This window comes from Paraburkholderia sp. Ac-20336, assembly GCF_017105025.1.
Taxonomy (GTDB): domain Bacteria; phylum Pseudomonadota; class Gammaproteobacteria; order Burkholderiales; family Burkholderiaceae; genus Paraburkholderia.
This window is the reverse complement of the sequence record NZ_JAAGPS010000038.1, coordinates 1-20,391: the sequence shown is the minus strand read 5'-3', so window position 1 is coordinate 20,391 and position 20,391 is coordinate 1. Positions and strand designations below refer to the sequence as shown.

General features: G+C 61.1%; 19 protein-coding genes and 1 tRNA gene. 7 read left to right on the top strand and 13 right to left on the bottom strand.

Features of this window, described 5'->3' with window-relative positions; genetic code table 11:
* Positions 1 to 5: 5 nt before the first annotated feature.
* The 4 genes from GXB81_RS13955 to GXB81_RS13940 all read right to left on the bottom strand — a co-directional run bounded on the left by GXB81_RS13955 (position 6) and on the right by GXB81_RS13940 (position 7,205).
* Positions 6 to 2,894, bottom strand: a complete 2,889-nt coding sequence (locus GXB81_RS13955) for a DUF1156 domain-containing protein (protein ID WP_205989435.1) — start codon at positions 2,892 to 2,894, stop codon at positions 6 to 8.
* Entirely contained in the window at positions 2,891 to 6,469 is a 3,579-nt protein-coding gene (locus GXB81_RS13950) for a helicase-related protein (RefSeq protein ID WP_205989434.1), read from the bottom strand. Before GXB81_RS13950 ends, GXB81_RS13955 begins: the two co-directional genes overlap by 4 nt.
* Positions 6,470 to 6,671: 202 nt before the next feature.
* A complete protein-coding gene (locus GXB81_RS13945; protein WP_241016359.1) occupies positions 6,672 to 6,893 on the bottom strand; it encodes a type II toxin-antitoxin system RelE/ParE family toxin in 222 nt (73 codons plus the stop codon).
* A gap of 3 nt (positions 6,894 to 6,896) precedes the next feature.
* Entirely contained in the window at positions 6,897 to 7,205 is a 309-nt protein-coding gene (locus GXB81_RS13940; RefSeq protein ID WP_205989433.1) for a type II toxin-antitoxin system RelB/DinJ family antitoxin, read from the bottom strand.
* Between the two features lie 844 nt (positions 7,206 to 8,049).
* Between GXB81_RS13940 and GXB81_RS13935 the strand changes: the two genes are divergently transcribed.
* Together GXB81_RS13935 and GXB81_RS13930 are read left to right on the top strand one after the other, a co-directional pair.
* The gene (locus GXB81_RS13935) at positions 8,050 to 8,628 is read left to right on the top strand and encodes a Panacea domain-containing protein (RefSeq protein ID WP_205989432.1); all 579 of its coding nucleotides are present in this window, start codon (positions 8,050 to 8,052) and stop codon (positions 8,626 to 8,628) included.
* Positions 8,629 to 8,647: 19 nt separating this feature from the next.
* On the top strand, positions 8,648 to 9,040 hold the full coding sequence (locus GXB81_RS13930) for a hypothetical protein (protein ID WP_205989431.1): 393 nt from the start codon (positions 8,648 to 8,650) through the stop codon (positions 9,038 to 9,040).
* Positions 9,041 to 9,379: 339 nt separating this feature from the next.
* Here the strand turns inward: GXB81_RS13930 and GXB81_RS13925 are convergent.
* The 5 genes from GXB81_RS13925 to GXB81_RS13905 form a co-directional block, all read right to left on the bottom strand.
* Positions 9,380 to 9,455: transfer RNA gene (locus GXB81_RS13925), tRNA-Ala, on the bottom strand.
* Between the two features lie 64 nt (positions 9,456 to 9,519).
* On the bottom strand, positions 9,520 to 9,876 hold the full coding sequence (locus tag GXB81_RS13920) for a c-type cytochrome (protein WP_167042262.1): 357 nt from the start codon (positions 9,874 to 9,876) through the stop codon (positions 9,520 to 9,522).
* Complete coding sequence (locus GXB81_RS13915; RefSeq protein WP_167042259.1) at positions 9,876 to 10,664, bottom strand: BON domain-containing protein; 789 nt, start codon at positions 10,662 to 10,664, stop codon at positions 9,876 to 9,878. Before GXB81_RS13915 ends, GXB81_RS13920 begins: the two co-directional genes overlap by 1 nt.
* Positions 10,665 to 10,690: 26 nt before the next feature.
* Positions 10,691 to 11,278, bottom strand: coding sequence for a phosphoheptose isomerase (locus GXB81_RS13910; protein ID WP_167042257.1), 588 nt, complete (start codon positions 11,276 to 11,278; stop codon positions 10,691 to 10,693).
* Positions 11,279 to 11,558: 280 nt separating this feature from the next.
* The gene (locus GXB81_RS13905) at positions 11,559 to 12,005 is read right to left on the bottom strand and encodes a YraN family protein (protein ID WP_346777795.1); all 447 of its coding nucleotides are present in this window, start codon (positions 12,003 to 12,005) and stop codon (positions 11,559 to 11,561) included.
* Between the two features lie 316 nt (positions 12,006 to 12,321).
* Here GXB81_RS13905 and rsmI point away from each other — a divergent pair, with 316 nt between their 5' ends.
* On the top strand, positions 12,322 to 13,206 hold the full coding sequence (rsmI, locus tag GXB81_RS13900; RefSeq protein ID WP_205989430.1) for a 16S rRNA (cytidine(1402)-2'-O)-methyltransferase: 885 nt from the start codon (positions 12,322 to 12,324) through the stop codon (positions 13,204 to 13,206).
* Positions 13,207 to 13,437: 231 nt separating this feature from the next.
* On the opposite strand, the gene GXB81_RS13895 is transcribed toward rsmI, so the two are convergent.
* Complete coding sequence (locus GXB81_RS13895) at positions 13,438 to 14,070, bottom strand: septal ring lytic transglycosylase RlpA family protein (protein ID WP_167042253.1); 633 nt, start codon at positions 14,068 to 14,070, stop codon at positions 13,438 to 13,440.
* 627 nt (positions 14,071 to 14,697) lie between these two features.
* Here GXB81_RS13895 and GXB81_RS13890 point away from each other — a divergent pair.
* From GXB81_RS13890 to GXB81_RS13880, 3 genes are all read left to right on the top strand, one after another.
* The gene (locus GXB81_RS13890; RefSeq protein WP_167042251.1) at positions 14,698 to 15,354 is read left to right on the top strand and encodes an MBL fold metallo-hydrolase; all 657 of its coding nucleotides are present in this window, start codon (positions 14,698 to 14,700) and stop codon (positions 15,352 to 15,354) included.
* Positions 15,351 to 15,983 (top strand): exonuclease, encoded by a 633-nt coding sequence (locus tag GXB81_RS13885; protein WP_205989429.1) that lies wholly within the window; start codon positions 15,351 to 15,353, stop codon positions 15,981 to 15,983. Before GXB81_RS13890 ends, GXB81_RS13885 begins: the two co-directional genes overlap by 4 nt.
* A gap of 90 nt (positions 15,984 to 16,073) precedes the next feature.
* Complete coding sequence (locus GXB81_RS13880; RefSeq protein WP_012431468.1) at positions 16,074 to 16,532, top strand: Lrp/AsnC family transcriptional regulator; 459 nt, start codon at positions 16,074 to 16,076, stop codon at positions 16,530 to 16,532.
* Between the two features lie 62 nt (positions 16,533 to 16,594).
* Here the strand turns inward: GXB81_RS13880 and GXB81_RS13875 are convergent, their stop codons facing one another.
* From GXB81_RS13875 to GXB81_RS13865, 3 genes are all read right to left on the bottom strand, one after another.
* A complete protein-coding gene (locus tag GXB81_RS13875; RefSeq protein WP_205989455.1) occupies positions 16,595 to 17,872 on the bottom strand; it encodes a cation diffusion facilitator family transporter in 1,278 nt (425 codons plus the stop codon).
* Between the two features lie 289 nt (positions 17,873 to 18,161).
* Positions 18,162 to 18,464, bottom strand: a complete 303-nt coding sequence (locus GXB81_RS13870; RefSeq protein WP_167042246.1) for an H-NS histone family protein — start codon at positions 18,462 to 18,464, stop codon at positions 18,162 to 18,164.
* Positions 18,465 to 18,858: 394 nt separating this feature from the next.
* Positions 18,859 to 19,512, bottom strand: coding sequence for a pyridoxamine 5'-phosphate oxidase family protein (locus GXB81_RS13865; protein WP_167042244.1), 654 nt, complete (start codon positions 19,510 to 19,512; stop codon positions 18,859 to 18,861).
* Positions 19,513 to 19,824: 312 nt separating this feature from the next.
* Here GXB81_RS13865 and GXB81_RS13860 point away from each other — a divergent pair.
* A partial coding sequence (locus tag GXB81_RS13860; RefSeq protein ID WP_205989428.1) for an MFS transporter occupies positions 19,825 to 20,391 on the top strand: 567 nt, incomplete at its 3' end.

Here is a 20,391-nt window from a genome sequence, read left to right as displayed (position 1 = left end):
GTTGCTTATTCCTGATCAAACATATCGTCGGTACCCGGCGCCACGACAGCAGGGGGTCTTTCGCTGGCAAGACGCGTGATCTCCGGCCAACTTTGAACCAAACCGTTGTACGCCATGGCTTCATTTGCACGCTTCTTTCGTTCGCACAACGTATAAAGACGGTAACAAAGTTCGCGCGCGATTTCGGCTTGGCTGCCGAGCTTGATTACCAGCGCGGCCGCCGCACTTTCCCCACCGGCTTCGAGAACGCGAATCAAATGATGCACCATCTCCCAAACGGAGAGACGCGTATCAGTTGAAGGGTCCCAGTTATCGGGAAGTTCGGCGGGCTTGAGCAGGCGCACTTTTCCAGACTTCGATACGATAATGCCCCCATCAACCAAGCCGGTTACAGCGGTGTTCTTGGACTTAGAGAGTTGCTCGGCAACTCCGTACTCCCCCTCCGCAAAGCCGCTCTGCTCGAACCAGGTCAATGCCCATCGGCTGTCTGCGTCAAAGTCCCCTTCCTGCTCGGTCAACGCTTCGTCGAGTGTCTGGTTGATCAGGGCCAGCGCGGCGCGCACCGAGAGCGGTTTGCCTTCGGCATCGAGCACCTTGGCGTAGCGGGTGTAGACCCCCATGCCTGGGCCAATGGACGCTTGGGCAAGGTCAACAGGCGCGATATTGCCGGCTTGCAGGTGTGCCAGCGCCTGCGGCAGCTCGGCCTTGAGTGCGGCGACGAACTCGCGGCGGGTGGCAGTCGGAGCATGCTTCGAACGCTGACGGCAGACGAGGACAATGCTGGAAGCGAGCGCGTTGGTGCCGGAACCGATCATGCGGTTGCCCATCTCGGTCCGCATCGGCCAAGTGCCACTGATAGCGAACCCGGCCTCGATCACGGCTGCCAGGAAGGTATCCCAGCCTGTATTCGTGGTGCCGTCATCGCCATCGCTTTCGGCCTGCTTGAAAGCGTAGTAGATAGTGACTGGAAAGGCAGGGTGTGCCTGCTCAGCAAGCCGGTGCATCGCTTGCGTCATGCCGTCGAGGAAAAACGCCTCTGCTTTTTGCTTGCTCCCATGGCGATAGGGCGTGGCCACTAACTCTTCCGTCTTGGGAACAGCGAGCGTGGCAAAGAGATCGGGAAAAATGGATCGCACTGACCGACGTAGCCAGACGTAGAAGAAGTCAGATAGGTCGGCGTAGCCGATATTGTCGTAGTAAGGTGGATCGGTCGAGACGACACAGTCCGACGACACATCCTGTGTCTGCGCGTCGCCTTGCACGGAGAATCCTTGAACTCCTGCAGGGAACATGCACAGTGCCTTCGTTGCCCATTCGATGCCGCTAGATACGTTCCCCGACGACTCAGAAAATATGTTCGTTTCTACATAGTCCCAAGTCATCGGAATCGCTTGACGCCCAAACGTGTTGCGTATCAACTCTTTGCTTGAGTGCCACGTACAAACCGTTGACCAGTAGTCGGCAGCCTTATCGATCGAAAAAGACAAATAGACTCCGACCGACTCTGCATACGCCGTGGCACCAACCCCGCCTTGCTCCAAGGTTTTGCCATCGTCGGATACGCCGGCTTCGATCGCGTCACTCATTACCCGCGCGCGCGCTTCCTGCACCAGGTCGGAGAACGTCGTTAGTGCCACCAGCTGGCGAGGGGTGAAGAGGTCACCGTAGGTCTTCAGTCCGTAGAGAGGCGGCGAGAACCAGCGCGGGTTCTCGGGCATTGCGACCTCTGGGGTCCATGTTGGCTCGGCGGTCAGGGCAATTGCTTCCATCGCCGGTGTCGGAGCAAGATAGACTCGCCCGCGCTCCCCCTCGGCAACAATGGCCATCAACCGCGCGCCCATGCGTCCGGCGTTGGCCTCGCTATAGATATGGCTTGATGCTATTGGCGTTCCCGACATTAGGCACTTGAAGTTTGCACCGCGGGCCAGCTTGGTGCCGTTCTTCGCCGCTTCCTCGTCCTTCGGCTTGCCTGCCTTAACCGTAAAGCGGTAGCCCCCGTTCTCGATCACAGGTTCGACATAGGCTTCCTTGCTGGCCTTGGTCGATAGCATGAAACTTGAGGCGAGCGGCACATCCACGCTGGCAAAAGCTGGGTTTGGGCTTTTCACGGTGCGCGCCCACAGCCAAGCGATGACGGTCAGTGTCTGGCCAACATATTTCTTTAGGTCGGGCCGTTCCAGCGCCATTGCCGCCGTGACCTCGACTTTGGGATAGAGGCGACCGATGCGCTTCTCGGCTTCCTCGCGCATCCATTGGCCGTAGTACCGTACATCCTCGGCCAGCCCATGCGCTCCCGTCCAACTCTGGTCCATTTGCGCTCTTTGCTTCTGCGCATCGGGATTAACTGGCGACCTGCCGGCAAACTTAGGCGGAATCTCGATCATCGCCTTGTTAATTAGCACGGCGACAGGATTGAGGTCGGACGCATAGCTCTCCAGCCCGAGGCGCTGCGCCTCGAGCGGCAGCGCACCGCCGCCCGCGAAAGGATCGTGAAAAGCAGGCAGCTTGTGGCGGTCGAATAGTTCCTTCGCGCGCGGATGGTCGGCGTTCTCGGCGCACGTGTATCGCCAGCTTTGCCATATTTCATCACGCGCCTGCTGTAACACCGTCTCATTGATAGTGTTATCCCACTTCACCAGTTCCTCAATGACCCGGAACAACCGCTGTCGCTCCAGCTCTTGCGCTTTTTCAGTTTTGAAGATGTCCGGATGCGCCGATGGATCGTCCACCATCTGAGCAAAAATCACCGCACGCGCAGCCGCCAAAGGCCTTCGCGCCCACCACAGGTGCAGTGTGGACGGATGGCCGTGCCGGATCGATTTTTCGCGGGCGCTGGCGACATTAATAGCCTCCAGTGGCAACGCGACTTCGATGAGTTTCTTCTTATAGGTCATGATGGGGCATTCGATCTGGCTATTAGTTCTGAAAAATCGTAGTTCACGCTGGTCACGCCGAAGTCTGGCTCGCGCAGGAATGGCTGACGCAAGTAGTGAACTTGATGCGTGTCTTCGGCGGTAAATTCGACGATGGCGAGAATGAAATCTTCCGGTTTGTTGAGCGAGTAAAGGATCTCGTTGCGCGTGACCGTGATGGTCGGGGCGCCGGACTCGCGCCCCTTAACTTCGATGAATCGCAGCTTGCCGGTGCCGGGAATGCGGCTTTCGATGTCATAGCCGAGCTTTTCAAATTCCCGGTCTGTAGGTTCGAAGCCGAGAGTACGTTCGATCTCCATGACGATGGCGCGCGCACGAGCGGCACTGATCTGGGTATCCACCGGCGCTTTTGGCATGCTGGACGCAACGATTGCCGGTTCAGTCATTGCTTCGATCAACCCAATCGGTACCACCAGTAATCCGCCCAGTACCACGGGCGGTAGAGGCGAGAGCTGTGCCTCGAGCTTCAGTTCTTCCAGACGCTTTTGCAGCCTCCCCTGCAGGAGGTCGGCGCGCTTGCGCGCTTCGCCGGAATTGAGTTTGGCATTTGGTTTTCCAGCCTGCTCCTGCAGCTTGAGCTCTTCGGCGCGATGGTCCCAGTAACTGATTTCCTTGGTGAGTCGTTCTTTAACGGCTGCCACAGTCTTGGCGATGAGTTCAAGCTTGTGCCCACGCACCTCAGCCAGATGTTCCGGCACAACGTTGGCGATCGCATAAACCTGGGCCTTTTGCTCGAGATCGCGACTTATCCATTGGCATTCTGGCCGGTCGAGGATGGACTCGATAACCGGTTCGCTCGCCGTCAAGGGGCGGTAATCAAGATATGGCGCGTAGTGCACGTGCCGCGTAGTGCCTTGAGCATCCTGCTCGACATAAAGCATGCGCTTGGAGACAACACGCCGTTCGCCAGAACGGGCACGGCCGGCATCTTGAATGACGTGCTCTAGGTAGAAAACTACCCGCGGCGAGGTGCCGTGGTCACGTTCATCTACCAGCACGGTGCCACGTTTCAGGAGATCGCTATTGCGCTCCAAAGTGAGATCGATGACGGCATCAAGCAGTGGGTGACCAGGGCAAACAAAGGCCGCAAGCGGCTGGCCCTGAGGCGCCACGAGGGACTTTTCAAAGGCGATGCGTTCATAACGCGGCAGCACAGGTTCGCCAATGCCGATGAGGCGATCTCGGTTACGCACAGGCGCGGGAACGTGGGTGATTTCATAGCGTCTCGTTTCGCGCTGTTTGGCGGTACCGCCGAGTCGCTTGAAGGCCTCATGGAAGAACGATTCGATGTAGTGCGGTTGCAGACGCCGTGCGTCGGCGCGTTCCATGTCTTCGCGGATACGCTGTACTTGGCTCACGTCCATGGCGTCGCGAGCCAGTGCGCCGTCGTCGAGAAGCTCCTGGAGATGTTTGCGATCGAGCGCGGCATTGAGCACGGTTGTGAGGTAAGCCTTCACCTCGGGCTTTTCCCCGTGACGGATGGCCTCGATCAGCAGATCGCGCAACGATCTACCCTCGAACTGAAGCTTGCCTAGCACATCAAACACCTGGCCACCCAGCGCCTGACGCGCCTGTTCAAGCTTTTCCAGAAGCCTGAGATAGACGTCGCCTTCACGTGTGCCGTCTGCTACCAGATTCCACAGATGACACACTTCGGTCTGGCCGATACGATGGATTCGGCCGAAGCGTTGTTCGAGCCTGTTTGGGTTCCATGGCAGATCGTAATTGACCATCAAATGCGCGCGCTGAAGGTTGATACCTTCGCCTGCTGCATCGGTGGCCAACAGGACTTGCACCTGCGGGTCGTATTTGAAGGTTTCCTGCACCTTCAAGCGCTCCTCACGGCCGACGCCGCCATGGATGACGACGACCGACTCCTTACGGCCAAGCAACGTCGTAATACGCTGTTCCAGGTAGTTGAGCGTGTCGCGATGCTCGGTGAAGATGACGAGCTTTTGGTGCGGAGACGGCGTGGGCGGCGGAATTTCGTCTGCGCCACATTCGGCGATATGCGGGCCAATAGTCCCCGCAGCAAAAATTTCCCCAAGCAGACCGGCAAGTTCACGCCATTTGGTATCAGTGCCGCTACGGCGGACTGCCATGGCATGGCCTTCCAGTCCCTTCAGGGTTTCGATTTCTATACGCAACTCGGCAATGGAGCGTGCCGCAGTAGCCTGATCGAGGATTTCCTCCTCCGCGGCTTCGACTTCTGTGTCGGGTGCTTCTTCCAGGTCCTCAACGTCCTCATTATTGAAGGCTCGCAATGATGAGGCCAGGACAGGCACCACCTGTCCTCCGCGATGAAGGACTTCCAATTCTCGCAGCCGGCTCTCCAGACGCTCACGCCTACGACGCAGCGATTGATAAATTGCCTCGGGTGAAGAGGCAAGCCTCCGCTGCAGGATAGTCAGCGCGAAACCGACGGTGCCGGCGCGCTTGTCGTTTTCCAAGGCTTCGACGCGATTGAATTCCTCACGTACGTAATCTGTGACGATTTTGTAGAGGTGGGTTTCTGCAAGCGACAGCCTGTACGGCACAGTGTAGGCAATCCGCGGAGGGAACAGCGGCGTGCCATCGAACTTGAGCAGACTTTCCTTGACCATCCGGCGCATGAGGTCGGACACGTCAGCGGTATGCACGCCGTCTCGGAAGCGCCCCTCGAATCGATCGCCGTCCAGCAATGCCATGAAAAGCTGGAAGTCCTCTTCCTTGCCATTATGCGGTGTCGCCGACATCAAAAGAAAGTGTCGGGTCAGGGTCGAGAGCAGTTGACCGAGCCTGTAGCGCTTCGTGTATTTGGTTTCACCGCCGAAGACAGTGGCAGACATCTTATGCGCTTCGTCGCAGACCACCAGGTCCCAGCGGCAATCTGGTGCCTCGAGCTTCGCTTGTACCTCTTCGTTGCGCGACAGTTTGTCCAGACGCGCGATGACCAGGCTCGTTTCGAGGAACCAGTTGCCTGTACGCGCTGCTTCGAGCTTGTCGTTGGTCAGGATTTCGAACGGCAGGTGAAAGCGCCGATAGAGTTCGTCCTGCCACTGTTCGGCGAGACTGCCGGGGCAGACGATTAGGCAGCGTTGCAGATCGCCACGGGCAATCAGTTCCTTGATGAGCAGTCCGGCCATGATGGTCTTGCCCGCCCCAGGATCGTCCGCCAACAGGAAGCGTAACGGCTGACGTGGGAGCATGGACTCATACACAGCTGTGATCTGATGCGGGAGCGGGTCGACAACGGACGTGTGCACCGCCAGCACCGGGTCAAACAAATGTGCAAGCCGGATGCGCTGGGCTTCAGACACCAGTCGGAAGAGCGCGCCATCACCGTCAAAGCTCCACGGCCTACCTTGTTCCACCAATTCCAAGCGCGATTCATCGTGTCGATAGAGCAACTCGTTGGCAACCTTGCCGGATAGCGTTTTGTAGGTAAGCTCCAGCGCCTCAGAGCCGAACCACTGGACATTGACGACCGTCACCAGCGCATCAGGGACGATGCCGCGTATGGCGGCATTGGGCTTCAGTTGTTCGAGCTTCATCATCCGCAGGTTTTCGTCATTTTTTGGATTTCGGGCCCGCTTCGTATTTTGGATAGCGAATGAGGGTCCAATGGCCGGTCGCGATTTTCAGCAACTGACTGGTTGCAGCCCGGTTGATTCTGTCTCCATAAAATCTATTGCGACCGGAGGTCAGTCCAACATCTCATCAGGCCATTGCGGTGCGCCGTGCAGCACGCGCGGGTATTCAGACTGTGTCACCTGCAATACGGTACGCTGCGATATACGGCGTGCTGCCAATGACCAATTCGCGTGTGCCTTCAATTCGACCACGGCGACCAGGCTCGGGTAACTGGAGCCGCTGCCGGACCTGCGAACGAGTCCGATCGTCTACATCAACGGCAGCACGCGTGCTGTCTTCTTCGATGTAGTCGAAGATCCCGTCTCGGTCCTCCAGCGGACCACTCAAGCCTCACGCGTTGCCCTTGTCGGCCTTACGAAGGGCCGCCGCGCGACGTTTGGCGAAGTTGGCTTCCACCTCATCGTGAGGAATTGCCGGCCCAAGATCGGCCAATGCTTCCTGCACCTTCGCGCGGAACCAGGCGTCATGTGCAGCAGGGTCGGCCGCAAAGGCGAATGGCAGCGCACCTTCGTTCGCGACGCGTGTCAGCAGAATACGAACCGCATCCGAGACGGTCAGCCCCATGTTATCGAGCACCGCCGCCGCGCGCTCTTTCAGCACGGGATCGATGCGCGTCTGTACCAATGCACTCGCAGCCATGACGGGTACTCCTCTCGGTAGCTTAGCCCTATTATTGTAATACCAATGCATTACGCTCGGTGTAACCTGGGCGATATTCAGTCCGGGCGGTTTATATGCGTGCAGGGGACATATGCAGACTCCCGGACCAGACAGACTACGCAGCGGGGCCACCCGATTACAGGCAACGTCACCGGAGCGATGCTTGCGATGCAACGGTCAGACTTAAGCGAATCGGTTCAAGGTTGAGTGAATCTCGGCACCGTCATCATGAAATGGCAGACCAATATACGCTGAGCCCGTCTCACGCGGTGTCCGTCAACTATCGCTCCGTCCAAACTTACGCCCATGGGCGCCTGAACAAGCCCTCAACGTCGCAACATTGGTCACGTCTAACGTCTGACCGAACTCTCGGTTGCAAATGCAGGCCGTCGCGACAAGAAGCACGTACTTGATCGGGGACACTGAACGAATCCATTTCAGAAGTGAATCGATATAACAACTGGTCCGCCATCAGATTGAGAGCATGGCGCGTGTTAGGTCACACATCCCGAGCACGAAAGTACACTTCGTACGCGGCAGCCCTAAAGATTCGACGCAACAAGGCCGTTAATGCGAATACCTAAACCTATAGTGATATGGTATCTTGACTTGGCCGGTGATACATCCTACAATCGCCCGCCGAACCGGGCGAACAATGGTTCCGAATGATCATTGTTCGCTAGCACACTTATTGCTTGAAATCGAACACTTGAGCATCCAGTTTCGGAAGAGTTGCCTCCCGAACATACCCGTCGAGGGATGCACTATATTTTTAAGTGGAGAAGTACCGCCGTACGCAGAACTTGCCGGAGGCGTGTAAAAAATGCTGAAAAACTTGTTTGACGAGAAGAAAGCTGCGGAGGCTGCGGCTTATTTCTTATTTCGTGCAAGGTCTCCTCTGACCATCTTGAAGCTGATGAAGCTCCTATATTTGGCAGAGCGCACATCATTCGCACGGTTCGGCGAGCCCCTCATTGGCGATCGCCTGGTGTCCATGGACAACGGTCCCGTTCTTTCGCTGACGTACAGCCATATGAACGGCGAGGTCACGTCGTCTGAAAACGGCTGGGACACTTGGGTCGCGGATCGCGCAGCGCACTTCATCTCGCTCCGCAAAGGCGTTCGCGTCACAGACCCCGATCGTGACTTGCTGGAACTGAGCGATGGTGACTTGGAAGTTTTGAGAGCCGTTTGGCAGGAATTCGGCGGCCTTGATCAGTGGCAGTTGGTCGAATACACGCATACTCACTGCCCTGAATGGAAAGATCCGAAAGGATCGATGATCCCCATGAAGCCAGAAGAACTACTTACGGCAGTGGGATATAATGCCGAGCAAGCAGCGGAGCTTGTCGAGCAAATGAAGACTCGCGCAGACATGAGAGCGGCGCTGCAATCCCACTAATCACACAAAGAAAATAACGATGGCTTGGACGCCCCTTGAGGGAGCGGCCCTTCACGTTCCCTCGGGGCCTCACCTGCATCTGTTTGTTGTTCTGAACGATCCCAAGCAGTTGCCCGGCTATGGTCAACTGCCGCAGGTCGGATTGGCAAACTTCAGTACCGTTCCGCACAATGCGCCGTACGACAACACCTGTTGCTTTCAAGCAGGTGCGCACCCGTTTATTCAAAAAGACAGCTACGTTTATTACGGCGACCTGCGGATTTACTCGGTCGCAGATATTGTTTCGCTTGTAACCAACGGGGTTTTTAAGCCTCACCCGACCAATTTCACCCAAGCCGAAGTCACGCGCATCAAGAACGGCATTGATTTCTCCCCTCGCACGAAAAGGGCCTTCAAAGGCTTGGGCCTGTAAGTCATTCTAGACTTCGCCACTTCCGCATTACCCCCATCCTAAAGCTCGGGTGCACTCTGAATTGGCTCGGCGATCTTAATCGCTCGCGGCCCAAGCCTGTCGAGCTACATACTAATATGCTTCGCTCGCGCAAACATGCAGTTGCGCTTCACGAATAACCGCCGTGCGACTTCGGCCCGCAGCGCGCTCCCATGTTGGCCGCACCAGAAACAACAAAGCCGACTTGAAGTCGGCTTTGTTGTTGAAGCATAAACTTGCTTTTTGTGAACGGAAGCATATCGCTGCGTCTAGCGCAAAAATATCCTTCCAGTCTCATACGGAACTGCCTGGAATATCGAGTGGTGGAGAGGAGGAGGATCGAACTCCCGACCTTCGCATTGCGAACGCGACGCTCTCCCAGCTGAGCTACCCCCCCAACATTCAAACAATTCTAGCACAGCCATTTTCCCTTTTGCCAAGCCTCACCGCTCGGGAAAACCTCATCTGGACGGCGCGCCCGCCAGCACCCAGTCGACCACCGCGCGGATGTCCGCATCGCTCATCGATTGATGCGCCGGCATCGGAATCATGCCCCACACGCCGGAACCGCCGTCCTTCACCTTGCGCGCGAGTTTGGCCGGCGCTTGCTCATCGCCCTTGTATTTCGCGGCGATCTGCTGGAACGACGGGCCGACGAGCTTGCGATCCACCGCGTGGCAACCCATGCACGCATTCGCATTGGCGACCAGCTGGCCGCTCGGCGCGTCAGCCGCATACACGGCCGGGGCCGACACGCTCGCCAGCGTTGCCGCCGCGCCCAGCATCAGCGCGATGCGGGCGCGAGCCATCGCGCGCATCACGGCGTCGCCTTCGGATTACCCGGATGCACCGACGTCGAGTTGCTCACCGGCGCCGGCGCCTGCTGGTCGAGTGGCCGTGCGCTCACCGACGAATCGGGAATCGCGCCGACCGTCGGTTCGCTCGCGTCGGGCTGCGACGCGACCGCCGGCGTCGCCGCGGCGGTGGCCGCCGCCGCGGCTTCCTGCGGCTGGATGTACTGGAACACCTTCACGACCTGCACGACGCCCGGCACGCGGCTCGCGACGTCCGCACCGCGATTGCCCTCGTCCATCGTGACGAGGCCCATCAGATACACGTTGCCGCGCTCGGCCACCACCTTGAAATTGTTCGCCGAAATGTTCTTCTCGGCGATCAACGCGGTCTTCACGCGCGTCTCGAGGTAGGTGTCGTTGGTGCGCGACGAGAACGAACTCGCCGGCATGATCGCCAGTTCGTTGACGATCGTATTGACGTTGTTCAGACCACGCACGATGTCCTCGGCGCGCTGCTTCGACGCATCGCCCGCGACCTCGCCGGTCAGCAGCACGCGGCGGTTGAACACCGCGACGTTCACATGCGCGCTGTCCGGCAGATTCTGGCTGATCTGCGCCAGCGCCTTCACCTGCAACTCGCGATCCTCGGTCTGCGCGCCGAGCGTGCGGCGGTCGGTCGCCATCAGCGCGCCGCCGCCCGCGGCAGCCCCGACGGCGAGAAAACAGCCTTGCAGCGTCGCGGACAAACCCGCCGCGAACCCAACCACCAGCACGGTTCTCACCAGTGTCTTCTTGACGCGGAATGCGCTCATCAACTAGCTCTCCTTCGGAATCGGTCTCAGTCTTCGCCGAGCAACATGGCATCGATGCCGTCGCACAGGCAATGGATGGTCAACAGGTGTACTTCCTGGATACGCGCGGTGCGCTCTGACGGCACGCACACGTGGATGTCGGTGTCGCTCAACACGTCCTGCACGCGTCCGCCGCCCTTGCCGGTCAGCGTGACGACGATCATCTCGCGCTCATGCGCGGCTTCGATCGCGGCGAGCACGTTCGCCGAATTGCCGGACGTGCTGATCGCGAGCAGCACGTCGCCGGGCTGGCCGAGCGCCCGGACCTGCTTCGAATAAATCTGCTCGAACGAGTAGTCGTTGGCGATGGCGGTGAGCACCGAGGTATCGGTGCTGAGCGCGACAGCCGGCAGACCCGGCCGTTCGCGCTCGAAGCGGCCGATCAGCTCGGCCGCGAAATGCTGCGCGTCGGCGGCCGAACCGCCGTTGCCGCACGCGAGGATGCGATTGCCGTTGGCCAGCGCGGCGAACATCGTGTCGATCGCCGCGGCGATCGGCATCGACAGGGTTTCGAGGGCTTCGAGTTTGACTGCCGCGCTGTCGCGGAAGTGTTGTTGAATGCGTTCGACTGACATCGAGTCTCTATCTTCTACCGCGAATGGACCGCACGATGCGGCCGTGTTGTGAAGTCGTATTGCCGGGCTGCGCGCCGCTCGCGTGCCGACGCGATGCCGGCAGTGCGCCACGGGTGTGCGTCCGGCGACATACCGCGCGGGCGCGGAAAACATCATGAAACACGCTGCTTCCCACATCGCACCCTAGGTTGCTCCGGCTGCCCGTCTCGCGGACGGCGCCTCGTGCGCGCAACCGCGAGCGCAAGTTTATCGCACTCACGCGTGTTGCCCGCGCGAGCCGTCAGACGTCGTCGGCGCGAAACGCATCGCGCAACCAGACGAGCCGGCCGCCGTCGAACGCGATCACGTCGAAACGGCACGCGGGCTGCTCGCGCGAACCGTGGCTTCTCGCGGCCTTCGCGGCGCTCGTCGCGAGATAATGCCGCGCCGCGCGCACGATGCGCTGCCTCTTGTGCCAGCCGATGCTGGCTGCCGCGCCGCCGTAATGACGCTGCGCTCTCGCGCGAACTTCGACGAACACGAGCGTGCCGTCGCGATCGCTCATCACGAGATCGATCTCGCCGCCCCGGCACGCGACGTTGCGCGCGACGAACCGCAGGCGCTGACGCTGCAGAAACTCTTGCGCACGCGCTTCGAAAGCCGCGCCGACCGTTTTGGACCCGCGAGGTGCGGAAAAGTTGTGCGGGGTGGCGGCCGCGCTTTTGGGCTTCGAGGACTCCGCGGCGATTCGCGGGGCGTTTGTGGTCGTGCTGATTGCGGCGGTTGCCGTGGTTGCCGTGGTTGCCGTGGTTGCCGTGGTTGCCGTGGTTGCCGTGGTTGCCGTGGTTGCCGTGGTCGCCGTGGTCGCCGTGGTCGCCGTGGTCGCAGTGGTCGCAGTGGTCGCAGCGATTCGCGGCGCAACTGTCCACAGCCGGTCTCGCGCCTCGCCGTGCACCGCATCCTGCGTCTTCGCCGCCGCGCACACCCGCCCCGCTCCACCGGGCCCACGCGCCCCCACATGGCACAATGGCGGCCTCGTTCCGTCTGTTTGCGTCTTCTGTCTCATGACTCCTCTCTCCGAACTTGCGCAAGGGCAGCAATACCCTGCCGCCGCGCTGTATGTGGTGGCCACGCCGATCGGCAACGTCGCCGACATCACGCTGCGCGCGCTGCACGTGCTCGGACTCGCGGACCGCATCGCCGCCGAGGACACGCGCAACACCGGTCAACTGCTCGCGCGCTACGGCATCTCGAAGCCGCTCGTCGCCGTGCATCAGCACAACGAGCGCGCGGCGGCGCAGCGCGTGATCGAGCATCTGCAAGCGGGCGAGCGTGTGGCCTACGTGTCCGACGCAGGCACGCCCGGCATCTCGGACCCGGGCGCGAAACTCGTCGACGCCGTGCGCGAAGCCGGCTTCGCGGTCGTCCCGCTGCCCGGCGCCAGCGCGCTCGCGACTGCGCTAAGCGCGGCCGGCGACTGGGTCGCGACGTTCTCGTTCCTCGGCTTCCTGCCGCCGAAGCCGAAAGCGCGCGCCGCGGCGCTGCAATCCCTCGCGAAGCATCCTCATGCGATGGTGTTCTACGAAGCGCCGCACCGGATCGTCGAAACCGTGCAGGCACTCGCCGATGCGTTCGGCGGCGCGCGCGGGCTGCTGATCGCACGCGAATTGACGAAGTTACATGAAGCGCTGCACCGTGGCACCCTGGCCGAAGGGCCAACGTGGCTCGCCGCCGATCCGAACCGGCAGCGCGGCGAATTCGTGCTGGTGGTCGAAGGCGCGGCGCCGGAAGCGGCGGGCGAGCACGATCACGACGCCCTGCTCGGCATCCTGCTGGAAGAGTTGACGGTGAGCAGCGCGGCCAAGGTCGCGGCCGCGCTCACGGGCGCGTCGCGCAACGCGCTGTACACGCGGGCGCTGGCGCTGAAGGAAGAGAAACCCGAGGCCTGATGCCCAGAGAAGTTCGAGGAGCCTGATAAAAGAACAAGGCCGCACCCTGAGCTACACCCCGCAAAGTTGGACATCGTCGATCCAAGCGTTTGCGAGAGCGCGGTTCATGGTGCGGCCCTGCGTTTTTCTATAGCCCTTCTTGAGGCGGGTGTGCCGGCTCCTTAAAGCAACCTCGACAACCGCCCCATCGTGCGGCGGCACGCGCCGCGCTCACCTGCATTCACCCGCGTATTACTTGCTCGCGTCCGAATCCGAGTCCGACGCCAGCGTCTCGTTCATCTCGGCGCGCGCTTCCTGCTGCGTGAGCCCGACGATCTGCACGCGGGCCGTACCGCTGTGGCGCATGTCGAGCGCGGAAGCGGCCGCCATCGACAGATCGATCACCCGGCCACGCGCATACGGACCGCGGTCGTTGATCCGCACGACGACGGAGCGCGAATTGGCCGGATTGGTCACGCGCACGTAGGAGCCGAGCGGCAGCGTGCGATGCGCGGCCGTCAGCGCATGCATGTCGTAACGTTCGCCGTTGGCGGTGCGGCGGCCGTGGAAGAAGCGGCCATACCACGACGCGCGTCCGGTCTGACGAAAGCTGGAAGCGTCGACGCCATCGTCGCCCAGCGGCTTGGCGTCGGCGAGCGGCGTGCTGGCCGCGCTTGGGCTCGAAGCCGGCGCGCTGCCGAACGATTGTGGTCCGAGCGTGGTCAAGCGTGCGGTTTGGGTACTGATCGGCGTGTCGCTTGCGGACGTGTCGCCCGCGCCCGGAGGCGTGGCACAGCCGGCCAGTACAAAAAAGGCAAAAAGAGTCCCCAGACCACGGGATAACCGAGTTTTCATAAGACGTGCAAACACAATGTCGAGTCGCATCACGCGATAAGCGAGGCGTGTGTTGCCTGCGACTCCGGCGGTAGGGACGACGACGCGCCGCGCGAATCGGCGCAGTACGTCAAAGCCCGGATGCGGCTCACTGAGCCGCTACCGCACGGTTAATTTTCACGTCTGGCGCAACCTGTCCCCGGCAGCCTGACCAGACCCCACATGCCGCCAACTGAACGTGGCAAACACGTTCTTGCGCGCGCAACTCAGCGCGCAGGAACGGCGGCGTAGGCCCCACCCAGCGTCACGGAAGTTAGGTCCGTAGCAGGCGCGCGGCGCCTGGCTGGGCAAGACGTGTGCATCGAACGCATCGATACTGGATGGCCGTCGACAAACCGACAGCCCTTACTTGAACGGCGAGCGGCGTACCCTTTTTCGCCAGGAACGCATCGCCTTGTGGCAGCACAAACTTCTGTGCATGGGCGGCATTATACCGAAAACCCGGCGAGCGGGCCAAAAGTCACGCAAATCATTGATTAATCGTCACATTTAATGCAGGAATGGGTAGACGAAAGCACGCCCCGAGCCCTTGCTGGCGGCGCTTTCCGGCGGCACCGGCGAGAGCCGGGAGACCGGTACAATCAACGTTTTCCCGCGCGCCGCCGAGCCCGTCCAGCCATGAAAGTCACCCTGATCCCCGTCACGCCGTTCCAGCAGAACTGCTCGCTGCTCGTTTGCGAAGCCACCGGGAGGGCGGCCGTCGTCGATCCGGGCGGCGATCTGGAAATCATCCGGGGGGAGATCGCGCGTCAGAACGCGACGGTCGAAAAAGTTTTCCTGACGCACGGACACATCGATCACTGCGCGGGCGCGAAGACGCTCGCCACGCATTACCGCGTGCCGATCGAGGGCCCGCATCCCGACGAGCGCTTCTGGCTCGACCAGTTGCCCGCCCAGAGCACGCGTTTCGGTTTTCCGGCCGCCGGCGCGTTCGAGCCCGACCGCTGGCTGCACAACGGCGAGACCGTGGCGTTCGGCGACGAAACCCTCGAGGTCTACCACTGCCCGGGGCACACGCCGGGTCATGTGGTGTTCTTCAGCCGGGCGCACCGGCTCGCGCTCGTCGGCGACGTGCTGTTCGCCGGCTCGATCGGCCGCACGGATTTTCCGCGCGGCAACCATGCGGACCTGATCCGCTCGATCCGCGAACGGCTCTGGCCGCTCGGCGACGACGTCACGTTCGTGCCGGGCCACGGTCCGACCTCGACGTTCGGCGCCGAACGCCGCACCAATCCCTATGTTGCCGATGGGGTCAGCGCCGAGGTGAACCCATGAGCCGGGAAATCTACGTCAGCACCGACGTCGAGGCGGACGGCCCGATCCCCGGTCCGCATTCGATGCTGAGCTTCGCGTCCGCCGCGTACACCGAAGACAAGCAATTGATCGGCACCTTCTCGGCGAATCTCGAATTGCTGGAAGGCGCGGCGCCGCATCCGGTGCAGGAAGCATGGTGGAAAACGCAGCCGGACGCGTGGGCCGCCTGTCGCCGGGACCTGCAAACGCCCGCCGCGGCGCTCGCCGCCTACGTCGACTGGGTCGAGGCGCTGCCGGGCAACCCGGTGTTCGTCGCGATGCCGGCCGGCTTCGACTTCACCTACATGTTCTGGTACATGATGCGCTTCGTCGGCCGCTGCCCGTTTTCGTGGTCCGCGCTCGACATCAAGACGCTCGCGTTCGCGATGACCGGCCTGCCGTACCGCAAGAACATCAAACCGCGCTTTCCGAAACACTGGTTCGACGATCATCCGCATACGCACGTCGCGCTCGACGACGCGATCGAACAGGGTGCGCTGTTCTGCAATATGCTCAGGGAATTGCGCGCGAGCCAGCTGGCACTGACTGCGGGCACGAGGAATGACGGGGACGACTCAGGGCAAAATGCCGCCGTGCAACCGGCAAATTAGGTAATCTGCCTCGCGGGAACCGTTTTACATTGCGTTTCGTTTTCGCGCCCTCTACCATGCGTTGATACGGCGACGCTAACGGAGGCGCAGTTGACACTCGATACGTTCTCACAAAAGATCCTGCGCCTGCTCCAGCTCGACGCACGCCGTTCCGTGCAGGAAATCTCCGACCAGGTCGGCCTGTCGAGCACGCCCTGCTGGCGGCGGATCAAGGACATGGAGCAGTCGGGCGTAATCCAGCGCTATACGGCGCTGCTCGATCGCGAGAAGCTCGGCCTGCACGTCTGCGCGCTCGCGCATATTCATCTGACCCGTCACACCGAGGGCGGCGTCGAGCAGTTCGAGCGCGAAATCGCGACTTGCCCCGAAGTGACCGAGTGCTACAGCACGACCGGCGAATCCGACTACATCCTCAAGATCGTCGCGCCCGACATCAAGGCGTACGACAGCTTTCTGCACGAGCGCATTTTCAAGATTCCCGCCGTCGCGCAGGTGCGCACGAGCGTTGTGCTGCGCGAGATCAAATTCGATACGCAGTTGCCGTTGTGAGAGGCTAATGCGGCGGAAACGCCGCGAAGGGCTCGGGGCTCGGGGCTCGGCAGGAACCGAAATCAGTCGGCGTGGTGAGGTTCCGAGGCTTTGGCCTGATCGACCGCTGCACTGCCCGGCTTCTGCGCCCGCGCATCATCCGGCGCCACCGCCACGTCCCGCTGCAGCAGCACATCCAGCTTGCGCGCGCCCAGACGGCGCTTGAGCGCGTCGAGATCGACCCGATCGAGCGCGTGCGCATCGCGCTCCAGCGCACCGGACGCAACCGCCGCACTAGCACCACCCACACTGCCGGACGCCGCCGGCAAGATCACCTCGACATCGAGCCCCGTGCTCAGGTAGTGAAGGTTGATCGTCGCGGCCTGCAAGCCGCCGGCCGCGAGCGCCGCATTGACCTCGGCGGCCACGCGCTCGCGCGGCGGCAAACCGACAGGCGGATGCGCAACGGCATCGTTTTCCGGATCGACGTGGATCAGCGCGTCGAGCACGCGGTTGTCGCTGAGCACGCACAAGCGCGCCGACTCCGCGATGTAATGCCCTTCCGATACCGAAATCAGCGGATCGACCAGAATGTGCGCATCGACGAGCGCAAAGTCGCCCATCTTGCGCGTGCGCATTTCGTGGACGTCGCGCACACCGGGCGTCGAGAGCAGCAACGCGCGCATGTCGGCGGTGGCGGTTTCGTCGAGCGCGCGATCGGACAGGTCTTGCAGCGCGTCCCAACCGAAGGTCCAGCCCATGCGCGCCACCATGAAGCCGACGATCGCCGCCGCAATCGGATCGAGCAGCCGCACGCCGGCGAGACTGCCGACCACGCCGATCCCCACCACCAGCGACGACGCCGCATCCGAACGCGCATGCCACGCGTTCGCGATCAGCATCGCCGAGCGCACGCGATTCGCCTCGCGCAGCATGTAGCGAAACAGCGCCTCTTTCGAAACGAGCACGAGCACCGCGACCGCGAGTGCGCTCACCTGCACGGCGGGAATGTTTTCAAGATTGGCCAGGCGCGTACCGGCACGCCATAACATGCCGACGCCGACCGAGATAAGCAGCGCGCCTAAAAATAATGAAGCCACCGTTTCATAACGGCTATGTCCGTAATTGTGATCCGCATCGGGCTTTGCGCCGCTATGCCGATTGGCAATCAGCACGACAAAATCGGAAATCAGATCAGCAAGGGAATGGACGCCGTCGGCAACGAGCGCCTGCGAGTGCGCCAGCGTTCCGATCGCGACTTGCAGCGCCATCAATACCGTATTGACGGCAATACTCGCAAAAGTACTTTTACGCGCAACGCGCTGTTTCTCAGTCGATTGGGCGATGTCAGCGGACGGCATCTTGAAAAAGGAGAGGTTCAATCTCTTTATTGTACCCGCCAACCATCGAAGCACGTCGGGAATAGCGAAAAAAGTCCTTTTGAATCAGCCGCTTATCTAAACGAAAAGCATTCGTGTTCCAGTTATCTGCGACACCTGCGACAAAAAGCAGCAGGTCTGAATAGCAGAAAGCCGCGCCCTGAATTGGTGCGCGGCTTTCCGAGATTATGGCAACGCGCAATAAGCGCTGCTCATTACCGATATTCCTATTACTTATGGACCGGAAGGATTTACTTTCCGGCCCATCGCATTATTTCTCGATGAGGAATTTTTCTCGATCGAGACCTGCGATCCAACGCGGCGGCTTGCCGCGGCCCGACCACGTGTTGCCGCTTTCCGGGTCGCGGTATTTCGGCGCAACGCCCGCGCGGGGACGGGCGGCCTTGACGCTTTTCGCCGCACGGCCACCGCCGAGTTCGCTCAGCGAAATACCGTAATCGACCATTTTCTGCTTGATCTCATTCAAGACTTCAGCGTATTCGCGTGACTTCGCTTCTTCGATCTGCTTTTCGAGCTTCTCGCGCTGTGCGAGGAGTTCCTTGTAGGAAGACATAGGTTCCCTTGTCGTATGGATAAATGACCGCCGATCTTATGTCGGCTCGTTCTTTGAGGTTTCAGACCTCGGAATTTTGGCGAGATTAACACAAAATAGAAAAACTGCAAAAGCACTCGCCGCAAATATTTTAAATTCGTTTCAAAAAATTTCGGCACCGTAGCGGTATCCGCACGATTAGCTTTCAATTAGCTGATTTCGCATGTTGCTGAAAAATTCTCGGCGAAGCGCATATTTATGCGATTAACTAGCAGCAAATGCTATTTTGAGATCGCGAATTCGCATCAACATTTCACGCCATGAGAACTTTCATCGTAATAAGCGCTTCTATTGAGATAGAGCCGAAGACAAAAGCAGTGGCCGATGTCCGGGGTTTTCCCAAAAACAATAATGCTTAATGCGCATATCGCTCGATGCAAACTTCGAGCGCCGCATGCAATGTTTCAGCGTCCAATCGCGCGCCGTCGAATGTGCAGCGGCGACGCATACCCGCCTGTTTCAGATCGACGCCATAGCGGTCGATGCCTAGAAATTCCACGCCTTCCGTGCCGCTCAACCGGCGGCCGAATTCGTCGAGCAGCGCGTTCTCCTCATCGGCGCCGAGCGGCGGCAGCGCATCGAGTTCCGCCCCGTCGAGCCAGCCCATCGCGCCAAATCCGCCGATATACCGCAGGCGTTCGATCTGCATCGTCCAGAACGAGAAATCGCCGAGCATCAGATAGCGCTCCGCTTCCGGGTGATATCGCAGGTAGCGCCGCACGAACTCCGGGGCCGGCTCGAAGGTGCCGAGCAGCGTGGCGCGCTGGCCGCCGAGGACGTCGCCGTCGGGTGCGTCCACCGCCAGAAAGCCGGCGCGCGGGTCCGCGAGCAGGTTATGCGTGTGCTCGGCGAGCCGGCTAATGAGAATAGTCGGACGATGCCGCGCGTCCGGCGCGAACGGCAACACCGACGGATACGGAAAGCCCCCGGGCCCGCGCGCATGCGTGGCGAGCGTGCCGACGGCGGCCGTGTGCAACAGGTGCAGCGGAGCATGAGCGGGAATGTTCAAGTCGACGTACCTCGATGAATGGGCGACAGGCGGAGCGGCGCACGAAGACGGCAGCAAGCTCGCGGAACGCCGTGGCAACCCGCATGGACGGCACGCCTGCCACGACATTGCGGCAAACGGCATGACACGGGCAAACGGCCGGCACATCGCCCATAAAAAACCTGGCGACGCACTCTGCCGCCCTGCCACACGGAGCTCGCGCCATCGTACGTGCCCGGCTCCGGCCTTCCAAGCATAGGACAGCATGCTTCGATAAAATCTCAAGTCCGCTTTCAATGCGCCTTCATACGCGCCCCCCGTTTCGAGACCTTCGTGCCCGACCAACCCGCCTCCGAATTCGCCGTCCTGCCCGCTGCCCATCGCGACCTGCCCGTCACCGCGCGGCAACGGGCCCGCGTCGCCACGATGGCGCTGTTTTTTATCGCCGGCATGATGTACGCGTCGTGGGGCGTGCACGTGCCGACCGTGCGCGACCGCTTCCATCTGAATGCGGCCATGCTGTCGTTCGCGCTGCTGGCCGTCGCAGGCGGCTCGATCGGCGCGATGGTGACCAACGGATCGTGGATCGCGCGCGTCGGCACGCGCCGCGCCTGCCTTGCGGGCGGCCTCGCGATGGCCGCCTGCGCGGCGCTGATTCTGGTCGTGCCGTCGTACGGGCTCCTGCTGGCCGTGCTGGCGATCTTCGGCGCCGGCATGGCCACGCTCGACGTCGCGATGAACGCCGAGGCGAGCGCCGTCGAAAAAGCGCTCGGCAAGCCGATCATGTCGTCGCTGCACGGCATGTTCAGTCTCGGCGGGATGTTCGGCGCGGCCGTCGGCGGGGCGCTGCTCGCGCGCGGCATGGCGCCCGCCCTGCACCTGCTGCTCGCGGCGGCGGTG